The organism is Halobacterium sp. CBA1132, assembly GCF_001485535.1.
Lineage (GTDB): Archaea > Halobacteriota > Halobacteria > Halobacteriales > Halobacteriaceae > Halobacterium.
The window spans coordinates 524,419-541,058 of the sequence record NZ_BCMZ01000001.1 but is presented as its reverse complement, the minus strand read 5'-3'; the positions used below and the strand labels follow the sequence as shown (position 1 = coordinate 541,058).

Genomic DNA, 16,640 nt, shown 5'->3' with positions numbered 1-16,640 from the left:
CGTTCCGCAGTGCTTTACGTTCGCGCCCGTCGACTCCAGAGTATGACTCCAGCAGTCGTCGCCGAGGACGTACGGAAGTCCTACGGCGACACCGCCGCTGTCGACGGCGTCTCGCTGTCCGTCGACGAGGGCGAGGTGTTCGCGCTCGTCGGCCCGAACGGCGCGGGCAAGACGACGCTCGTGCGCTGTCTGACCGGCACGACCGAGCCGGACGGCGGCAGCGTCGAACTGCTCGGCGAGGACCCCGAGGACGCCAACGACCAGCGCGTCGGCTTGCTCCCGCAGAACTTCGAGCCGCCGGACCGCCTCACCGCGGGCGAACTCGTCGGCTACTACGCGGGCCTCTACGACGACGCCCGCGACCCCGAAGTGGTCCTCTCGGAGGTCGGCCTCGACGCCGACAACGACACGTGGTACGCCGACCTCTCGGGTGGCGAAAAGCGCCGCGCGTGCGTCGCCGCGGCGCTCGTGAACGAACCGGACGTGCTGTTCCTCGACGAGCCGACGACCGCCGTCGACCCCGCTGGCCGGCGCGCGCTCTGGCGCGTGTTCGAGGACCTCGCAGACTCCGGGACGACCATCTTCCTCACCACTCACGACATGGCGGAAGCCGAGCGGCTCGCGGACCGCGTCGCGCTGCTCGCGGACGGGTCGGTCGCCGCGACCGGAACGCCCCGCGAACTCGTCGCCGAACACGGCGGCCCGCCGCGCCTCGTCGTCGAACTGGACGACCCCGAGGCGGCCCCCGACGTGCCCGGGTTCGAGCCGGACGCGACCCGTGAGGGACTGGTCTTCGGCGGCGTGGCGCCCGCTGACATCGGCGGCGTCGTGGCCGCGCTCGACGACGCGGGCGTCGACTTCGACGCGCTGTCGTGGCGTGAACCGACCCTCGAAGACGCGTACCTCGCGCTCGCCGGCGACGCCGAGGGCGTGGAGGTGCAGCGATGAGCCGGCTGGCTCGCATCCGCGCGGAAGCCGCTGCGACCTACCGGACGTTCCTGCGCCGGCGGACGGCGGTGTTTTTCACGTTCTTCTTCCCGGTGTTGCTCATCGTCATCTTCGCCGGACTCGTCCGCACCACGTCGGGCAGCGGCGGCCTGTTCACGGAGCCGACCGCGTACTACGTCCCTGCGTATCTCGCGACGGTCGTGCTGTTCACGCCGCTGTCGCGGGTCGGGAGCACCGTCGCGCGACACCGCGAGGGCAACCGCTTCGAGAAGCTCTCGACGACGCCGCTGACGCGCGCGGAGTGGCTGGCCGCGCACACGCTCGTGAACGTCGCGCTCATCGCGGCGGCGTGCGCGGTGCTGTTGGTGGCGCTGCTCGCGACGGGCGCGTCGTTCACGCTCTCCCCGTGGCTGGCCGTGCTCGTGCCCGCCACGTCGGTGGCGTTCTGCGGCGTCGGCGCGGTCATCGGGAGTCTCGCGGACGGACAGGACGGCGCCATCGCCGCGAGCAACGGCATCGCGTTGCCGGTGCTCTTCCTCTCGGAGACGTTCGTCCAACCCGAACTGTTCCCCGCGTGGTTCCGACCGATAGTGGACCTCTCGCCGCTGGCGTACTTCGCTCGCGGCGTCCGCGCGGCGACGTACACCGGGGGCGACGTGACGACGAACGCGGCGGTCGTCGTGGTACTGGCCGTCGTCGCGTTCGCCGTGGGGACGCTCGCGATTCCGTGGACCGAGTAGCGCCTACTCCTCGAAGGCGACTGTGTCGGCGACAGCGGCGACGCCAGCGACCAGACAGAAGACGGCTGCGACCGCGGCGACGCCGACGAACACGGTGAACACGAGTTCCGCGAACACGCCCGCCAGCGCCACCTGTACGCCGCCGAGTCCGACCGCAACGGCGCCCGTCATCGCGGCGGTGCGCGTGGCAATCGACTTCGCTTGCGCGACGCGGAGCACGGCGGCGTCGGCTCCCGAGTCGGCCGAGTCGAGGACGGCCTCCGCGCCGTCGCCGGCGACGAACGTCGTGTTCCAGCAGCGCTCACAGGGCGGTTCGGGGTCCGGTTGGCGCGTCCCGCAGGCCCTGCAGCGCCACACCTGTTCGTCGTCGGCGTCGCCATCCATGCTGGCGTCTGTTCCCGATTCCCGAGCAAGTAGCTGTCGATGGCGGGCGCGTGCGGTCCGCGGAAAGTGGCGGACGCGGCGACGCCCGGCGAGGTCAGTGCGCGTGCGAGACCCAAAACGATAACCACGCGCCCACCCAACCGCCGGTAATGGCGACGTGTGACCGGTGTGGCGACAAGGAGTCGATGCCGTACCAGTGTCGGCTCTGCGGCGGCACGTTCTGCTCGAAACACAGGCTCCCGGAGAACCACGACTGTCCGGGCCTCGACGAGTGGAACGACCCCGGCGGCGTCTTCGACAGCGGGTTCGACGACAGCGTGACCCAGTCCAGCGAGAGCGGCGGCCTCGCCGCGAAAGTCCCCTTCGACACGGGGCCGGGCGGCGTGCTCGGCTACTTCCGCGGGAACGTCTCGTTCGCGCTGCTGGCGGCGATGTGGCTGACGTTCGTCGTGCAGTACGCCGTCGCGCCCGCGCTGGGAATCGCGCCGAACTCCGCGCAGTGGCTCAACCTCTTCACCATCAACACGACCCAGCCGCTGGCCGTCTGGACGTGGGTGACGTCGGTGTTCTCCCACGGCGGCTTCGGCCACATCGTGTTGAACAGCATCGTGCTGTACTTCTTCGGCCCCGTGGTCGAGAAGCGCATCGGCTCCGCGAAGTTCGTCGGCCTGTTCGTGGTGGCGGGCGCGCTCGCCGGCCTCGCGCAGGTCGGCGCGGCGCTCGTGATGAACCCCGGGTGGTACGGCGAGACGCTGACCCGGTTCACGGGCTCGGCAGTGCTGGGTGCGAGCGGCGCCATCGCGGCGCTGATGGGCGTGCTCACGGTTCTGAACCCGAACCTCCGCATCTACCTCTACTTCGTCATCCCGATGCCGCTGTGGCTCGCGACGCTGCTGTTCGCGGGGTACTCCATCTTCGTGTCGACGGTCGGCGGCGGCATCGGTGGGGGCGGCGTCGCGCAGTTCGCGCACCTCGCGGGCCTCGCGCTCGGCGTACTGTACGGCGTGAAGCTCAAGCGCGAGGGCGAGCGCGCGCCCAAGCAACTCCAGTTCGGCGGCGGCGGCCCCGGCGGGCCGGGCGGCCCCGGTCGCCGGCGGCCCTGACATGGACGTCGTTCGCCCCGAGTTCCTCCCGGACCCCGACCGCTCCCACGAGGAGATGGAGGACCTCCAGCGCGAGATAGCGGCCGCGGCGGCCTTCGAGGACGACTTCGACTTCGAGGTGGCGGCCCTCGAACTGGACGAGTCGCCGACGGACGCGCCGACGGCCGCCGAGAGCGTCGGCGAACAGGTCACGCTCACCGACAGCGACGCGCCCGTGGTCGTCGGCGTCGACCAAGCGTTCGTCGGGGACGACTACTCCGTGAGCGCCGCGGTGGCGATTCGCGACGGCCGCGTCGTCGAGCGCGCCGCCGGCCGCGCGGAACTGGAAATCCCCTACATCCCCGGCCTGCTGGCGTTCCGCGAGGGCGACGCCATCGTGGACGCGCTCGAATCGCTGTCCGTGGCGCCGGACGTGCTCATCCTCGACGGCAGCGGCCGCATCCACTTCCGACAGGCGGGGCTGGCGACCCACGTCGGCGTTCTCTTCGACGCGCCGGCCGTCGGCGTCGCGAAGAACCTGCTCTGCGGGACGCCCCGTGAGTCACTCGACGACCCGCTGCCGGAGGGCGCCCGGGTTGCCATCGAAGCCGGCGACTCGATGGACGCGCCCGACGGGACCGTCGTCGGGTACGCCTACCAGTCCCGGCAGTACCCGAACCCCGAGACGCGACACGTCAACCCTCTCGTCGTGAGTCCCGGTCACCGCGTCGACGCCGAAACGACCGTCGACATCGTCGAAGCGACCTGCACGGGGTACAAGCTCCCCGCGCCGACGCGGCTCGCCGACCAGTACGCGGACGACCTGAAGGACTGACGGCCGCTCGTTCTCGCCGACTGCGACACCGCGACAGTGATTTGCGTGCCCGCCGACAGGAGCGAGTATGCAGCGACGCCCCTCCCGCCGCTCCGTGCTCGCCAGCGCAGGGACGCTCGCGCTCGCGGGCCTCGCGGGCTGTACGAGCGGCGACTCCGACAGCACGACCGCAGCGACGACCGACGCCGACACCGCGACTGGAACCGACGCGGCCCCGACCACCGAGAGCGCGGCGTCCGTCGACTGGAGCGAGGTCGCCGACTTCCGGACGTGGCTCACGGCGTACAGCACGCTCCCGTCGAGCAACGCGCGCTTCGACTACCAGTCGGTCAGCGTCGCGCAAATCGTCGAGAACGGGCGCACGTCGTTCCTCAACCTCTCCGTGGAGAACGTCGACGGCACGCTGGTACAGTCGGGGAACACCATCGTCCTCGGGTCCTTCAACGCAAGCGCGCTCGCGAACGCCGTCGAAGTGTCCGACGGATACGAGGTGACCGGCGAGCACGCCGGCTTCACCACCGCGGAAGCCACCGAGCGCGAGACCGAGTTCGCGCTCGGCGAGGACGCCGTGCTCGCGGGCTCGGACCTCGCGGTGTGGATAGACACCCACCGCGGAGAGCGCGACCGTCTGGAGGAGTCCGACACAGTGTTCACGCGCATCTTCGAGAAGCTCCCCGAGCGGGGCATCGTCGCCGGTCAGCGGGGGCCGCCGGCGGGCGGCGAAATCGACGTCGAGGCAATCGAGGCGTGGGGGAACTCGATGGCGTCGCTGGACGCCGACACCGCGACGTGGGTGTACGCGCTCGAACCGGACACGAGCGACGAGACGGTCGACGAACTGGCGGACGGCCTCGCCGCGAGCGCGTTCACGGACGAGGTCACCGACCGCAGCGAAGACGGGCGGTTCGTGACGTTCACCGCGACGATGGCCGACCTCGGGTGACGCCAGCGGGCCGACTATGCAACTGTTAACTGCGGGGGCCACGACGCCCCGGTATGGAGAAGGTCGCGCTCATCACCGGATGTTCGTCGGGCATCGGCGCGGCGACCGCTCGGTCGCTGCTCGACGAGGAGTGGACGGTCGTCGCCACCGCGCGGGACACCGACGACCTCGCGGCGCTCGCGGAGGCCGGCTGTGACACCGCCGAACTCGACGTCACCAAGCCGGCCCAGTGCCGGAACGTCGTCGACGAGACGGTCGAGGAGCACGGCCGGCTGGACTGCCTCGTGAACAACGCGGGGTACGCGCAACTCGGGCCGCTGGAGGACGTGCCCACCAGAGAGCTCCACCGGCAGTTCGACGTGAACGTCTACGGCCCGCACCGCCTGATTCGGGCGGCGCTCCCGCACATGCGCGAGGCCGAGGACGGCACCATCGTGAACGTCTCCAGTGTCTCCGGGCGCGTGCCGACGCCGGGGATGGGCGCGTACAACGGCTCGAAGTTCGCGCTCGAAGGGATGAGCGACGCGCTCCGCGCGGAGGTCGCGCCCTACGACGTCGATGTCGCCGTCGTCGAACCCGGGCCGGTCGACACCTCGTTCACCGACCGCGCCGAGAGCGAGATTCAGGGGCTCGACCGCAGCGGCGCCTACGAGACGCTGTACTCGTTCTTCGAGGACGCCAGCGCGGTCAACGGCGTCGGCGCGGTCGCGCCCGAGAAGGTCGCTGAAGTCATCACGGAAGCCGCGGTCAGCCCCGACCCGAAGTCCCGCTACCCCGTGGGGACGGCGGGCCGCGTCGGCGTGCTCGCGCGCTTCCTCCCGGACCGCTGGCTGGACGCCGGCTACCGGCTCGTCCAGCGGTTCTCCTGACTACGCGTCGAGGCAGGCGGCGACGACGCGCAGCGGGCGCTCGCCCCGCACTTCGTCGGCGAGCAGCGGCACGCGCTTGACGCCGTAGTTTCTGAACAGGTCCTGTGCCTCCGCCAGCGCCGCCTGCTGGACGTCCCAGCGGCGCGCGCAGAACTCGCAGTCCTCGTGGTTCGGCGCGACGAACGCGTCGCCGGGAACGTCGGCGGCGTCCGCCAGCGGTTCCATCACGCGGTTGACGACGACGGTTCCGACGGGGACGCCGAACTCGTCGAGGCGGTCGGTGAGCCGCTGGGCTTCCAGCACGCTCATTTCCTCGGGTACGAGCACGACGCGGAAGTCCGTTCGCGTCGGGTCCGTGAGCACGTCCCGGAGGCGCTCGACGCGCTCCTCGACGGCGTCGAGGTCGCCGAGGCCCGCCTGCTCCTCGTCGTCGTCCTGCCCGAACATCCCGGTGAGGCCGTCCATCATCCCGCCGAAGCGCTCGCGCATCTGCATCATGCGCCCGACCATCGAGTCCAGCACCTCGGGGAGTTCCAGCAGGCGGAGCGTGTGGCCCGTGGGCGCGGTGTCGACGACGACGCGGTCGAAGCGCTCGTCATCCATGTATTCGAGGAGGAGCTGGACCGCAGCGGCTTCGTCCGCTCCCGGCATCATCGCGCCGTCGTCGCCAGCGCCACCCGCGCCGCCGAGCAGTTCGTCGAGGCCGCCCGCGAACCCGCCGTCTTGCCCGAACATGCCCGCCTGTGAGAGCGCGTCGTCCGGGTCGATTTCGACCGCCCACAGCGGGCTGGCCTCGCGCACCTTCGCGGGCCGGCTCGGCACGTCGAACTCCAGCGTGTCCGACAGCGAGTGCGCGGGGTCCGTCGACACCACGAGCGTGGCGGTGCCGTCGTTGGCGCTCGCGAGCGCCGTCGCCGCGGCCATCGTCGTCTTCCCGACGCCGCCCTTCCCGCCGTACAGCACGTACTCGGCGGTGTCGCTGACCACGCCGGGGTCGAGGGAGTCGACCGCCTCGACCTCGATTTCGTCCATGCGCACAGTCGGCGGCCCAGCGGGGTCAATCCGTCGGTCGCTGTCCTCGCGGCCGGCGCACCGAACGTCTCGGCCCCAGTAGTTTTCCCCCTCACGAGTGTTACGGTTTAGCATGGAGGGCGTGCTGAACGAGCGCACGGCGACCGTACACAAGAAGGGGGTGGAGAACCCGTACAGCCGAACGAAGTGCGGCGCCACCAACGACGTCAGCCACGACGACATCCAGACGCTCCCCGTCGAACGCGCGCTCGACGACTTCGGCGCCTGCCGCTGCGGGCGGTGTTTCTCGGACGCGGGCGGGTACTGACTACCGGCTCGCGAAGTAGTCCGCGAGCCGGTCGGCGGCTTCCTCGACGCGCGGCGTGACGAGCGCGAACCGAAGCCAGTCCTCGCGGGCGGTCCCGAACCCGGACCCCGGCATCCCCGCGACGCCCGCCTCGTCGATGAGTTCGAACGTGTTCTCCAGCGTGCCCGGGAACTCCGGGAAGCGAGCGAGCACGTAGAACGAACCGTCCGGCTCGGTGTACTCGGCGCCTGCGTCGTCAAGTGCGGCCGTGAACGTGTCCACGCGCTCGGCGAGCATCTGCCGAGTCTGCTCGTAGTAGTCGGGGTCGGTCTCGCGGAGCGCGTGCAGGACGGCGGCCTGCGCGGGCCGCGACGTCGCCACGTTCGTCAACATGTGTCGGGACTTCATCGGTTGGACGTGGCGCTCGGGCGCGATGCAGTAGCCCACTCGGAACCCAGTGATGGCCAGCGACTTCGAGAACGCGTTCACGACGATGCGGTGCTCGGAGTCGAACTCGAGCGCGGACGTGAACCGCCCGGAGAAGTCGAAGTGGTCGTACACCTCGTCGCTGACGAGGACGGCGTCGTGTTCCTCGGCGACGGCGACGAGTTCGCGCATCGTCTCCTTGCCGTACACCGCGCCCGTGGGGTTGTTCGGCGTCGTCGCCACGATGCACGCGGTATCCTCGCTGGCGGCAGCGCGCACGTCCGCGGGGTCGAGGCTGCCGTCCTCGGCCGTCTCGACGAACACCTGCTCGCCGCCGAGCATGTCCGTCTTCCCCGGGTAGTAGGGGTAGACCGGGTCGGTCATCACGACCTCGTCGCCGGCGCCGCGTTCGAGCGCGCGCGCCATCCCGAGGTAGTTCGCCTCGCCCGCGCCGTTCGTGACGATAACCCGCCCGACGGGGACCTGCCGGCGCGCCGCGATTTCCTCGCGGAGTTCCCGCAGGCCCTCGCTGGGCGGGTACTGGAACTGGTCGCCGCCCGTGTCGGCGTACTCGCGGAGGCCCTCCGCGAGCGCGGGCGGCGACCCCCAGTCGGGGTTCCCCGAGACCATGTTCACCACGTCGCTGTCTGACTTCGCCGCGTACTCCATCACGCGGAAGAACAGCGGCTCCTCGTACTCCATACGCGAGCGTCTCCGTCCCGCCACGTGGCTCTTTCGCCCGCGGAAACGCGGCACCGATTGCCGGAACTGTGCGGTTGATTGGACGGACCCCCGACAGTTCCACCGTGACCGACCACGCCGAGCACGTCGCCGAGTACTACGACGCCGTGGACGACGAGCGCATCGACGACCTGCTGGCCCTCTTCGCCGACGACGTCGTCTACGACCGTCCCGGCCAGCCACCAATCGAGGGCAAGGTCGACCTCGAAGCGTTCTACCGCGAGGGCCGCCCGCTCGAAGACGGCAGCCACACCGTCCACGACGTGCTCGTGGACGGCGACCGCGCGGCCGTCCGCGGCACGTTCTCGGGCGTGCAGGACGGCGACGACGTGGAGTTCGGGTTCGCTGACGTTCACGTCTTCGAGGACGGCGTCATCGCGAAGCGGTACACGTACACGGACCGCGACACCGTCTGACGCCACCACCTTCTTGCTCGCCGGCGCGGTACCCCCGAGCATGCGCGAGTACGCCGCCGACCCGCCGATAGAGGAGGAACTCAACGACGTGCTGCCGGACGCCGGCCACACCGTCGCGACCGCCGAGTCCTGTACTGGCGGGCTCGTCGGGTCGCTGCTGACCGACGTCTCCGGGTCCAGCGACTACTTCGACCGCTCGCTCGTGACGTACACGTACGACGCCAAACTCGACTCCGGCGTCTCCCGCGAGGCGCTCGACGAACACGGCGCGGTCAGCGAGCCGGTCGCCCGGCAGATGGCGCAGGCCACCCGGGACGCCGCAGGGACGACGTGGGGTGTCTCCACCACGGGCATCGCCGGCCCCACCGGTGGGAGCGAGGAGAAACCCGTGGGTACCGTCTACATCGGCGTCGCGTACGCCGGCGACTGGGGGACGCAGGCGTCCTACACCGACGTGGAGCGACGCGAGTTCGACGGCAGTCGCACGGAAGTCAAAGAACAGATTGCGCGGCGCGCGCTCCGCAAACTCCGCGAGGAAGTCGAGAGCGTCCGCGGCTAGCGAGCGCGTGCCGAAACGGTGACGTGGCCGCGTGCTCTCGGCCTCGATGATGAACAAGGGCGACCACATCCTCAACGGCATCCTGCTCGCCATCGGCCTCGGGTACGTGCTCTACCCGTCGGGCGGCGTCGAGACGCTGCACACGATAGCAGCGGTACTCATCCCCGTCGTGCTCGGCGCGCTCTTCCCGGACGTCGACACGGACTTCGGGAAGCACCGCAAGACGCTGCACAACATCCCGGTGCTGGCGCTGCTGTACGTCTTCCCGATGTACTTCGGCGGGAACCTTCAGTACGTCTGGATCGGCATCGCCACCCACTACGTCCTCGACGTCGTCGGCAGCAAGCGCGGCATCGCGCTGTTCTACCCGCTGTCGGACCAAGAGTACGGACTTCCCATCGGCGTCACGACCGTCTCGAAGTACGCAAGCACCGTCACCGTCGTCATCACGCTCGTCGAACTCGCCGTAATCGCAGTGGTCGTCCACGTCGCCCCGCAGTACGTCCCGACGGACGCCGTCAGCAGCCTGTTCTAGTAGACGGCGACGTCGTCGAACTTCCCGCCGTACGCGATGTGGCGGGGGTGGGTGGGTTCCATCCCCGAGAGGAGGATGCGGTCGACTTTCTCCCACGTGTTCTCGTACGCGAGGTGGGCTTTCTCCACCAGTTCGCGCGCCCGGAATCGGGGGCTGCGCTGGTGGTAGGTCCGCCGCGGGACGCCGCCCGTGAGAGCGTCCACGAGGTCCGCTTCCGACTGGATGTCGGCGTCGAACTCCGTCCAGACGCCGCCCACGGTCGGCGAGCGGTGGGCGTACGAGGACGCGAACCCGGGGATGTCGTAGCCGTTCGAGAGCGCTCGCGCTCGGTCGTCGTCCCACGCGAAGTGCTTCGGATTGTACGTCTCCACGGCGTCGACGTCCTCGCGGAACCGCTCGATTTCGTCGGCCGTGAGACTCACCGTCAAGAACTCGGGGTGGGGCGCCAGCACCGCAGCGCCCTGCTCGCGGAACGCCGCGAACGCACCGTCCAGCGTCACGAAGTCCGGTACCGGGTCGTCGAGACCGACGGCGAGGACGTGCTTGCGGTCCCGCCACGACCCGGTGAACACCTCGCGGCCGGGGACCACCAGCAGCTCGTCGTCGGAGAACTCGGCGGCGCGCTCGCGGACCTCCGGCAGCCGCGTGAAGTGCGGGGCGTACACCAGCACGTCGACGCCGGCCGCCTTCGCGCGGCGCACGGCCTCGTCGTCGAGTACCTTCACGTGGAGGTCGACCCGTGTCGTCGGCACGAGCGTGGATTTGCGTGCCGAGGTTTAGCGGTTTACGGTTCCGGCGGATAAACTTCGCGCCCGCTGCCGAACGTTCGCGGCCGTTTATGCCCGTGGCGCCCCAAGCCCCGGTATGAGTCTGAACCTGCTCTCCGAGGACATCGTCCCCGAGCACGCGCTGGACGTCAAACGCGACGCCCGCGAGTTCTCCGAGGAGCACATCGCGCCGAACGCCGAAGAGTTCTACCGGACCGGCGACTACCCGTGGGAGATTCTGGAGGCCGGCATGGACGCCGGACTCGTCGCCCAAGACATCGGCGAGGAGTACGGCGGCCGCGGCCTCGACCTCGAACAGATGCTGGCAATCGCCGAGGAGTTCTACCGCGCGGACGCCGGCATCGCGCTGACCCTCCAGCTCGCGAGCTTCGGCGCGGAGATGCTCGAAGAGTACGGCACCGAAGACCAGAAAGACGAGTACCTCCGCCCGGTCGCGGCGAACGACCAGATTACGGGGCTTGCGGTCTCCGAGCCCGACGTCGGGTCCGACCTCGCGGGGATGCACACGACCGCCGACGCGGACGGCGACGAGTACGTCCTGAACGGCGAGAAGTACTGGATCGGGAACGGCGTCGAAGCCGACTGGGTGACGGTGTACGCCAAGACCGGCGACACCGGCGACCGCTACATGGACTACTCGCTTTTCATCGTGCCCACGGACGCCGACGGGTACGTGGCCGAGCACATCCCCGAGAAGATGGGGATGCGGGCGTCCAAGCAAGCCCACATCGTCTTCGACGACTGCCGGATTCCCGAGGAGAACCTCATCGGCAGCGAGGGAGCCGGGTTCATGATGCTCGCGGACTTCTTCAACCACGGCCGCGTCGTCGTCGGCGGGCACGGCCTCGGTCTCGCCGCCGCCGCGCTCGAAGAAGCGTGGGACTTCGTCCACGAGCGCGAGGAGTTCGGCCGCCACGTCGCGGACTTCCAGGCCGTCCAGCACGGCCTCGCGGACATGCGCCTCGAATTCGAGGCCGCGCGCGCGCTGAACTACCGCGCCGCCAACAAGGTCAAAAACTACGACGAACCCGGCCTGTGGGCGGCGATGGCGAAGACGAAGTCCACGGAGGTCGCCGTCGACAACGCCGAACAGGGGATGCAGTTCCACGGCGGGCGCTCGATTCTCACCGACCGCCGCATCGCCCGCGTCTATCGCGACGCCCGCATCCCGGTCATCTACGAGGGCGCCAACGAGATTCAGCGGAACCTCATCTATAGGCAGAGTGGCGAACAGCAGTGAGCCACTCGTCGGGAGACGGAGTCTCCCGGAAGTCTGGTGAGTAACACGAACCAGTCGCCGAAAATCGGTGATTTTCGGAAGTCTGGCGAGCAGTAGCGAGGCAGACGCCGGAAATCTTCGATTTCCGGAAGAGCGAACAGCAGTGAGCCACTCGTCGGGAGACGGAGTCTCCCGGAAGTCTGGTGAGTGAAACGAGCCTGACGTCGAGAATCTCTGATTTCCGGAAGCGTGGCGGGCAGTAGCGGATTACTTTGCGGGCGGTTTTCCCAAGAACCACTTCAGGAAGTCCCTACCGCCCGCATCAGGGCTCGATTGTTATGCGGTAACGTCCCCCTCTAAGTGCTCTCGGCGCGATAATTCGTCAGACAGAAAGCATACAATCGACTGACGGAGCGGGTTCAGTGGTCGAGAATCCGACACAAGGTTTATTTGCGCGCTCAGGCTACGGATACCCATGTCTGCGTGGGAGTGTGCGATTGTCGGCTGTGGGTCGACGTTCGGAAGCGTCGAAGCGCTGTTGGCCCATCAGGTCGCGGACCACGACGCCCACGAGTGCGAAATCTGCGATGAGACGGTCCCCGAGGGGTTCTTCGCCATCAAGCACGGGCTCCGCGAACACACGCGCGCCGAGTACGTCCGCTTCTACGACGGCGACGCCGAAGCCATCCGGGAGCGCGAGCGCGTCCTCGACGACGTCGCCGACGCGCTCGACCCGGCGGTGCTCGAAGACCTCCTCAGCGACGAACCCGTCGACGCCGCGGAGGCGACCGAGGCCGCCCACGCCACCACGAGCTAGTTCTCCCGCGTTCGTAAGCGATTTGTCGCGGCTCCGTGACGTCCAGCCATGCGACTCGCACGACTCCAGACCGACGACGGCATCGTGGCGGGCGAGTACCGCGACGGCGTCGTCACCACCGACGACGCCGAGTACGTCGTCGGCGAGGACGGCGCGCTCGTGGCGCCCTGCGACCCGTCGGCCCTATACTGCGTCGGCCGCAACTACGCCGAGACGCTCGACCAGATGGACTACGAGCGCCCCGACCAGCCGGACTTCTTCATCAAGCCGCCCGTGTCGGTGGTCGGCCACGGCGCCGACGTCCCGTACCCGACGTTCACGGACGAACTGACGTACGCGGGCGAACTCGCGGCCGTCGTCGGCGAGACGTGCCACCGCGTCGACGAGAGCGAGGTCGAGGACGTGCTCCGCGGGTTCACCATCATGAACGACCTCGACGCGCTCGACCAACCTGGTCGCACCGCGCGCAAGGCCTTCGACCGCTCCGGGCCGCTCGGCCCGTGGGTCGAGACGGACCTCGACCCGCGCGGCATCGACATGCACACCGACGTCGCGGGCGAACGCCGGCAGGAAGCCAACACCGAACTGATGCTGTTCGACCCCTACGAGGTCGTGTCGTTCCTCTCCGAGCGGTTCACGTTCCACCCCGGCGACGTCATCGCGTTCGGCAGCCCCGCGAACCCGGGGCTCGTCGAACCCGGCGACACCGTCGAAATCACCTACGAGGGCGTCGGCACGCTCGAAAATACGATTGTCGAACCAGCCGCCCAGAACTGAGTCGGAAGTCGCTAGCGTTCTTCGGAATACGCTCGCGGCTACGCCGCTCGCGCTGCTTGAGGAGCGCTTTCAGCGCTCCTCACTGTCCAGCACGCGAATCTGGTCGCCGCGCACCGTCACCGGAATCGGGACGGTGGCCTCGTACAGTTCGACCGTGACTTGGTCTTTGCTCTCGTCGATGCGCTGGACCTGCGCTTTCTCGCCCTTGAACGGGCCGGCGATGAGTTCGACGATGTCGCCCTCCGCGATGCCCTCGACGTCGGGCTTCGGGGAGAGGAAGTGCTCGACCTCGCTGATGCCGGACTCGCCGGGGACGAGGCTGCGCGCGTGGGGAATCTCCTCCATCACGCGCTCGATGATGTTGTGGTCGTCGGCCTCGACCATCACGTAGCTGGTGAGCGCGTCGGGCGCCAGCACCGCGTGAATCTCGTCGGCTTCGCGGTTGGCGATCATGCTGGCGACCGTCTGCTCCTGGCTCGCGGTGGTCTTGACGGCGTACACGCCCATCTTAAATCACCGCCTTGACGACTTCCATCACCAGGAAGATGACGAAGCCCATCAGGCCGACGAGCAGGATGCCGGCGCCAGCGATTTTCGAAATCTGGGAGAACTCCTCCCACGACGGCGTGCTCGCCAGCCGGAGCACGCGCGTATACGCGGAAAGCTCTAGGGGAACGTCCATACGCGTAGTTGAGTCGGCGAGCGCTCTTTTATCTATTGATGCCGAGCGAGGCGAAACACCCCGCTCGTTTATCGCCTCGGGAGACGTACCCCGGTTCGTATGCCCGAAGAAGTCCTGTTCGAGTCCGAGAGCGACCGCAGCCGCGAGGAAATCGCCACGTACCTCCGCACCGTCGCGGACAACCTCGAATCCGGCGGGGCAATCACGCTGAAAGCGGGCGGCGACGAGGTCACGCTCGACCCGCCCGAGCGCCCGACGTTCGAAGTCAAAGCCGAACGCGAGGGGCCGGCCGACGGCGCGAAAGAACTGAGTGTCGAGTTCGAGTTGGAGTGGCCCGAGGACGGCGAGACAGAGGCAGCGAGCGGCGAACTCGAAATCGAGTGAGGTGGTGCGGAGCGGAGTGGTCGAGCATACGCGCGGCGGAGCCGCGCGTTTCACTGCGCGAGCGAGCGGAGCGAGTGAGCGCAGGACGTTTTTAGCGTAGCTTTTTGCAAGCGGGGGTGCGCCTGCGGCGCACCCTCCGCAGTAAAAAGGTCCGTTCTAGTTGTCGTCTTCGCGCCAGCGCTGCTCGCACTCCGTGCAGATGAAAAAGCGCGTCTCGGATTCGTCGGCGGACCGAATCTGTTGCATGTACCAGTGCGCGGTGTCGTTCTCGCAGTTCGGGCAGACCACTTCCGTCGTCGGCAGCCCGCGGTCTTGGGCGTCGCTGACGTCGACGATTTCGGTCTCCTCTTGCCCTTCGGTGACGACGTAGGACGCGTCGGGGTCTTTGGGCTGTTTGTTCCCGCAGCCGCCACACACCCAGAGGCCGTCCTCCGCTTTCATCATCGAGCCGCACTCGTCGCAGAACTCCATACAACGTGAAGGCCGTCGTGTAAGTTAAGCCCCCTGTTTCACCCGTCGCCCTCCGATTGGCCGGGTTCGCCGACGGCTTCCGTCGGGAGGTTGTTGTAGAGGGCGGCTTCGAGGTCGTCGGGGCTGACGAACACGTCCTCGGTGACGCGGCCGACGACGTCGCCGAGGCGTTCTTCGCCGTCCGCGTACCGCAACACGACGTCGTCGAACTCCGCGAGGACGTCCTCGCGGGTCGCGGGGTAGGTGAGCGAGTCGAGTTCGGCCCGGAGTTCGTTGAGTTTCACGTCGGGTGCCATGCTCGAACGTACCAGGCGTACGTCCCTAACTGTTACCCTCGCGTCCTACTCGAAGTCCGGGTCGCGGTCGTCGAGGAACGCCCGCATCCCCTCGCGCTGGTCGTGGCTGCCGAACAGGCTCGCCCACGTGCGGCGCTCGTACTCCAGTCCGGCGTCGAGGGGGGTCTCGTGGCTCTGGTTGATGGCGTCCTTCGCGGCGGCGAGCGCGGTCCGCGACTGGCCCGCGAGGTCGGCCGCCAGTTCCGCGACGTGGTCGTCGAGTTCGTCGTGCGCGACGACCTCACCGACGAGGCCTTCCTCGTAGGCGTCGGTGGCGTCGAGGCGGTCGCCGAAGTAGACGAGGCGGCGCGCCGTCTCGTCGCCGACGAGTTCGGGGAGGCGCTGGGTCGCACCCCACCCCGGGATGATGCCGAGGTCGATTTCGGTCTGCCCCATCACGGCGGTGTCGCTGGCGACACGAAGGTCGCAGGCGAGCGCGAGTTCCATCCCGCCGCCGAACGCGTAGCCGTTGATGGCGGCGATCGCGGGCGCGGGGAACGACTCGATGGCGTCTGCGAGGTCGTGGCCGAGTTCGGCGTACTCGCCGGCTTCCTGCGTGCTCATCTCGGCCATGTGGGAGATGTCCGCGCCCGCGACGAACGCGTCGTCGCCGGCGCCAGTCAGCACGAGCACGCGAGCGTCCCGCTGTTCGGCCTCCTCGACCGCGTCGTGGAGCGCGTGCAGCGTCTCGACGTTGAGCGCGTTCAGGCTATCGGGGCGGTCGATGGTGACGGTCGCGACGCCGTCCTCGAACTCGAAGCGGACTGTGTCTGCCATGCCCGGGTAGACGCGAACGGCGCCAATAATGCCCGGGGTCTTCGCAAGCCCGAAATACCGGCGCTGAGTACCGACTGGCATGACCCTCTCCGAGGAGGACCGCGAGCGGCTGGCGGACATCGTGGAACTCCAGCCGACGAAAAACGGCGTGCTCCAGGACCGCTGGGACATGGAAAGCGGCAGCGACGTCCACCAGTACCTCGAATCGGAGCTGCGGGACTACTACTACCGCGACGAGAACAGCCTGGTTCGCGCGACCGCCGAAGCCGCCGAGCTCGTCGGGAAGGCGCCCGAGAGCGGCGAGGCGCCTGCCGTCCACATGTCCGAGAACGAGCGCCGCGTGTTCGCGGTCATCGCCGGCCCGGACGAGCGCGCCGAGAGCGTCGTCTCGGTGCTGCACGCGGTCCGCGACGAGTTCGACGTGCCGGACCTCGAATCCGCCGACGTTCGGCGCGCGCTCCAGACGCTCAAGCGCAAGGGCATCGTCACCGTCGAACACCGCACCGTCCCGACGTACAAGCTCGCGGTCGCCCGCGACGAGGTGAACGTCGCCGAGCCGGACGACGAGGAAACTGCCGAAGCCTGACGCGTCGC

Annotated in this window: 24 protein-coding genes; 15 read left to right on the top strand and 9 right to left on the bottom strand. The window is 68.8% G+C overall.

The genetic code is table 11. The features are described 5' to 3' along the window. Positions 1–42 precede the first annotated feature (42 nt). Positions 43–948 carry an ABC transporter ATP-binding protein gene (locus tag AVZ66_RS02745; RefSeq protein ID WP_058981600.1) on the top strand — a complete coding sequence of 302 codons (906 nt, stop codon included), beginning with the start codon at positions 43–45 and terminating at the stop codon, positions 946–948. Beyond that, positions 945–1,688, top strand: coding sequence for an ABC transporter permease (locus tag AVZ66_RS02740; RefSeq protein ID WP_058981598.1), 744 nt, complete (start codon positions 945–947; stop codon positions 1,686–1,688). Before AVZ66_RS02745 ends, AVZ66_RS02740 begins: the two co-directional genes overlap by 4 nt. A 3-nt stretch (positions 1,689–1,691) precedes the next feature. Here the strand turns inward: AVZ66_RS02740 and AVZ66_RS02735 are convergent, their stop codons facing one another. Beyond that, the gene (locus AVZ66_RS02735) at positions 1,692–2,072 is read right to left on the bottom strand and encodes a hypothetical protein (protein WP_058981596.1); all 381 of its coding nucleotides are present in this window, start codon (positions 2,070–2,072) and stop codon (positions 1,692–1,694) included. Between the two features lie 149 nt (positions 2,073–2,221). On the opposite strand from AVZ66_RS02735, the gene AVZ66_RS02730 reads away from it, so the two are divergent. The 4 genes from AVZ66_RS02730 (at position 2,222) to AVZ66_RS02715 (ending at position 5,801) form a co-directional block, all read left to right on the top strand. Beyond that, positions 2,222–3,175: a rhomboid family intramembrane serine protease gene (locus AVZ66_RS02730; protein WP_058981594.1), complete on the top strand. Its 954-nt coding sequence runs from the start codon at positions 2,222–2,224 to the stop codon at positions 3,173–3,175. 1 nt (position 3,176) lies between these two features. Then, on the top strand, positions 3,177–3,989 hold the full coding sequence (locus AVZ66_RS02725) for an endonuclease V (protein ID WP_058981593.1): 813 nt from the start codon (positions 3,177–3,179) through the stop codon (positions 3,987–3,989). Between the two features lie 67 nt (positions 3,990–4,056). After that, entirely contained in the window at positions 4,057–4,932 is an 876-nt protein-coding gene (locus AVZ66_RS02720) for a hypothetical protein (protein WP_157575577.1), read from the top strand. Positions 4,933–4,985: 53 nt separating this feature from the next. Then, a complete protein-coding gene (locus tag AVZ66_RS02715) occupies positions 4,986–5,801 on the top strand; it encodes an SDR family oxidoreductase (RefSeq protein ID WP_058981585.1) in 816 nt (271 codons plus the stop codon). Here AVZ66_RS02715 and AVZ66_RS02710 read toward each other — a convergent pair whose 3' ends face one another. After that, on the bottom strand, positions 5,802–6,833 hold the full coding sequence (locus tag AVZ66_RS02710; protein ID WP_058981584.1) for a TRC40/GET3/ArsA family transport-energizing ATPase: 1,032 nt from the start codon (positions 6,831–6,833) through the stop codon (positions 5,802–5,804). A 112-nt stretch (positions 6,834–6,945) separates the two neighbouring features. Here AVZ66_RS02710 and AVZ66_RS02705 point away from each other — a divergent pair, with 112 nt between their 5' ends. Then, the gene (locus tag AVZ66_RS02705) at positions 6,946–7,140 is read left to right on the top strand and encodes a hypothetical protein (RefSeq protein ID WP_058981582.1); all 195 of its coding nucleotides are present in this window, start codon (positions 6,946–6,948) and stop codon (positions 7,138–7,140) included. Here the strand turns inward: AVZ66_RS02705 and AVZ66_RS02700 are convergent, their stop codons facing one another. After that, entirely contained in the window at positions 7,141–8,247 is a 1,107-nt protein-coding gene (locus tag AVZ66_RS02700) for a pyridoxal phosphate-dependent aminotransferase (protein ID WP_058981580.1), read from the bottom strand. 104 nt (positions 8,248–8,351) lie between these two features. Here AVZ66_RS02700 and AVZ66_RS02695 point away from each other — a divergent pair, with 104 nt between their 5' ends. Genes AVZ66_RS02695 through AVZ66_RS02685 form a run of 3 tightly spaced genes read left to right on the top strand, consistent with a single transcriptional unit; the run spans position 8,352 to position 9,796 of the window. Further along, entirely contained in the window at positions 8,352–8,702 is a 351-nt protein-coding gene (locus tag AVZ66_RS02695) for a nuclear transport factor 2 family protein (protein ID WP_082678750.1), read from the top strand. Positions 8,703–8,742: 40 nt separating this feature from the next. Continuing rightward, complete coding sequence (locus tag AVZ66_RS02690) at positions 8,743–9,261, top strand: CinA family protein (RefSeq protein ID WP_058981579.1); 519 nt, start codon at positions 8,743–8,745, stop codon at positions 9,259–9,261. A 49-nt stretch (positions 9,262–9,310) separates the two neighbouring features. Then, on the top strand, positions 9,311–9,796 hold the full coding sequence (locus tag AVZ66_RS02685; protein WP_058984612.1) for a metal-dependent hydrolase: 486 nt from the start codon (positions 9,311–9,313) through the stop codon (positions 9,794–9,796). Here AVZ66_RS02685 and AVZ66_RS02680 read toward each other — a convergent pair. Further along, positions 9,793–10,548 carry a PHP-associated domain-containing protein gene (locus tag AVZ66_RS02680; RefSeq protein ID WP_058981577.1) on the bottom strand — a complete coding sequence of 252 codons (756 nt, stop codon included), beginning with the start codon at positions 10,546–10,548 and terminating at the stop codon, positions 9,793–9,795. The two genes, AVZ66_RS02685 and AVZ66_RS02680, sit on opposite strands and share 4 nt — an antisense overlap. 118 nt (positions 10,549–10,666) lie before the next feature. Between AVZ66_RS02680 and AVZ66_RS02675 the strand changes: the two genes are divergently transcribed. The 3 genes from AVZ66_RS02675 (at position 10,667) to AVZ66_RS02665 (ending at position 13,397) form a co-directional block, all read left to right on the top strand. Next, positions 10,667–11,824 (top strand): acyl-CoA dehydrogenase family protein, encoded by a 1,158-nt coding sequence (locus AVZ66_RS02675; protein WP_058984611.1) that lies wholly within the window; start codon positions 10,667–10,669, stop codon positions 11,822–11,824. Between the two features lie 454 nt (positions 11,825–12,278). Next, entirely contained in the window at positions 12,279–12,620 is a 342-nt protein-coding gene (locus AVZ66_RS02670) for a hypothetical protein (RefSeq protein WP_058981574.1), read from the top strand. 48 nt (positions 12,621–12,668) lie between these two features. After that, on the top strand, positions 12,669–13,397 hold the full coding sequence (locus tag AVZ66_RS02665; protein WP_058981572.1) for a fumarylacetoacetate hydrolase family protein: 729 nt from the start codon (positions 12,669–12,671) through the stop codon (positions 13,395–13,397). A 69-nt stretch (positions 13,398–13,466) separates the two neighbouring features. Here the strand turns inward: AVZ66_RS02665 and AVZ66_RS02660 are convergent, their stop codons facing one another. Beyond that, the gene (locus tag AVZ66_RS02660) at positions 13,467–13,904 is read right to left on the bottom strand and encodes a transcription elongation factor Spt5 (protein ID WP_058981570.1); all 438 of its coding nucleotides are present in this window, start codon (positions 13,902–13,904) and stop codon (positions 13,467–13,469) included. A 1-nt stretch (position 13,905) separates the two neighbouring features. After that, complete coding sequence (locus AVZ66_RS02655) at positions 13,906–14,079, bottom strand: protein translocase SEC61 complex subunit gamma (RefSeq protein ID WP_058981567.1); 174 nt, start codon at positions 14,077–14,079, stop codon at positions 13,906–13,908. 99 nt (positions 14,080–14,178) lie between these two features. Here AVZ66_RS02655 and AVZ66_RS02650 point away from each other — a divergent pair, with 99 nt between their 5' ends. Beyond that, positions 14,179–14,463, top strand: a complete 285-nt coding sequence (locus tag AVZ66_RS02650; RefSeq protein ID WP_058981565.1) for an amphi-Trp domain-containing protein — start codon at positions 14,179–14,181, stop codon at positions 14,461–14,463. Between the two features lie 156 nt (positions 14,464–14,619). Here the strand turns inward: AVZ66_RS02650 and AVZ66_RS02645 are convergent, their stop codons facing one another. Genes AVZ66_RS02645 through AVZ66_RS02635 form a run of 3 tightly spaced genes read right to left on the bottom strand, consistent with a single transcriptional unit; the run spans position 14,620 to position 16,046 of the window. Further along, the gene (locus AVZ66_RS02645; protein ID WP_058981563.1) at positions 14,620–14,934 is read right to left on the bottom strand and encodes a transcription factor S; all 315 of its coding nucleotides are present in this window, start codon (positions 14,932–14,934) and stop codon (positions 14,620–14,622) included. Between the two features lie 38 nt (positions 14,935–14,972). Further along, positions 14,973–15,230: a hypothetical protein gene (locus tag AVZ66_RS02640; RefSeq protein WP_058981561.1), complete on the bottom strand. Its 258-nt coding sequence runs from the start codon at positions 15,228–15,230 to the stop codon at positions 14,973–14,975. Between the two features lie 45 nt (positions 15,231–15,275). Then, on the bottom strand, positions 15,276–16,046 hold the full coding sequence (locus AVZ66_RS02635) for an enoyl-CoA hydratase/isomerase family protein (RefSeq protein WP_058981559.1): 771 nt from the start codon (positions 16,044–16,046) through the stop codon (positions 15,276–15,278). A 79-nt stretch (positions 16,047–16,125) separates the two neighbouring features. Here AVZ66_RS02635 and AVZ66_RS02630 point away from each other — a divergent pair, with 79 nt between their 5' ends. Then, positions 16,126–16,632, top strand: coding sequence for a DUF5797 family protein (locus tag AVZ66_RS02630; protein ID WP_058981557.1), 507 nt, complete (start codon positions 16,126–16,128; stop codon positions 16,630–16,632). The last annotated feature ends 8 nt before the right edge of the window (positions 16,633–16,640 follow it).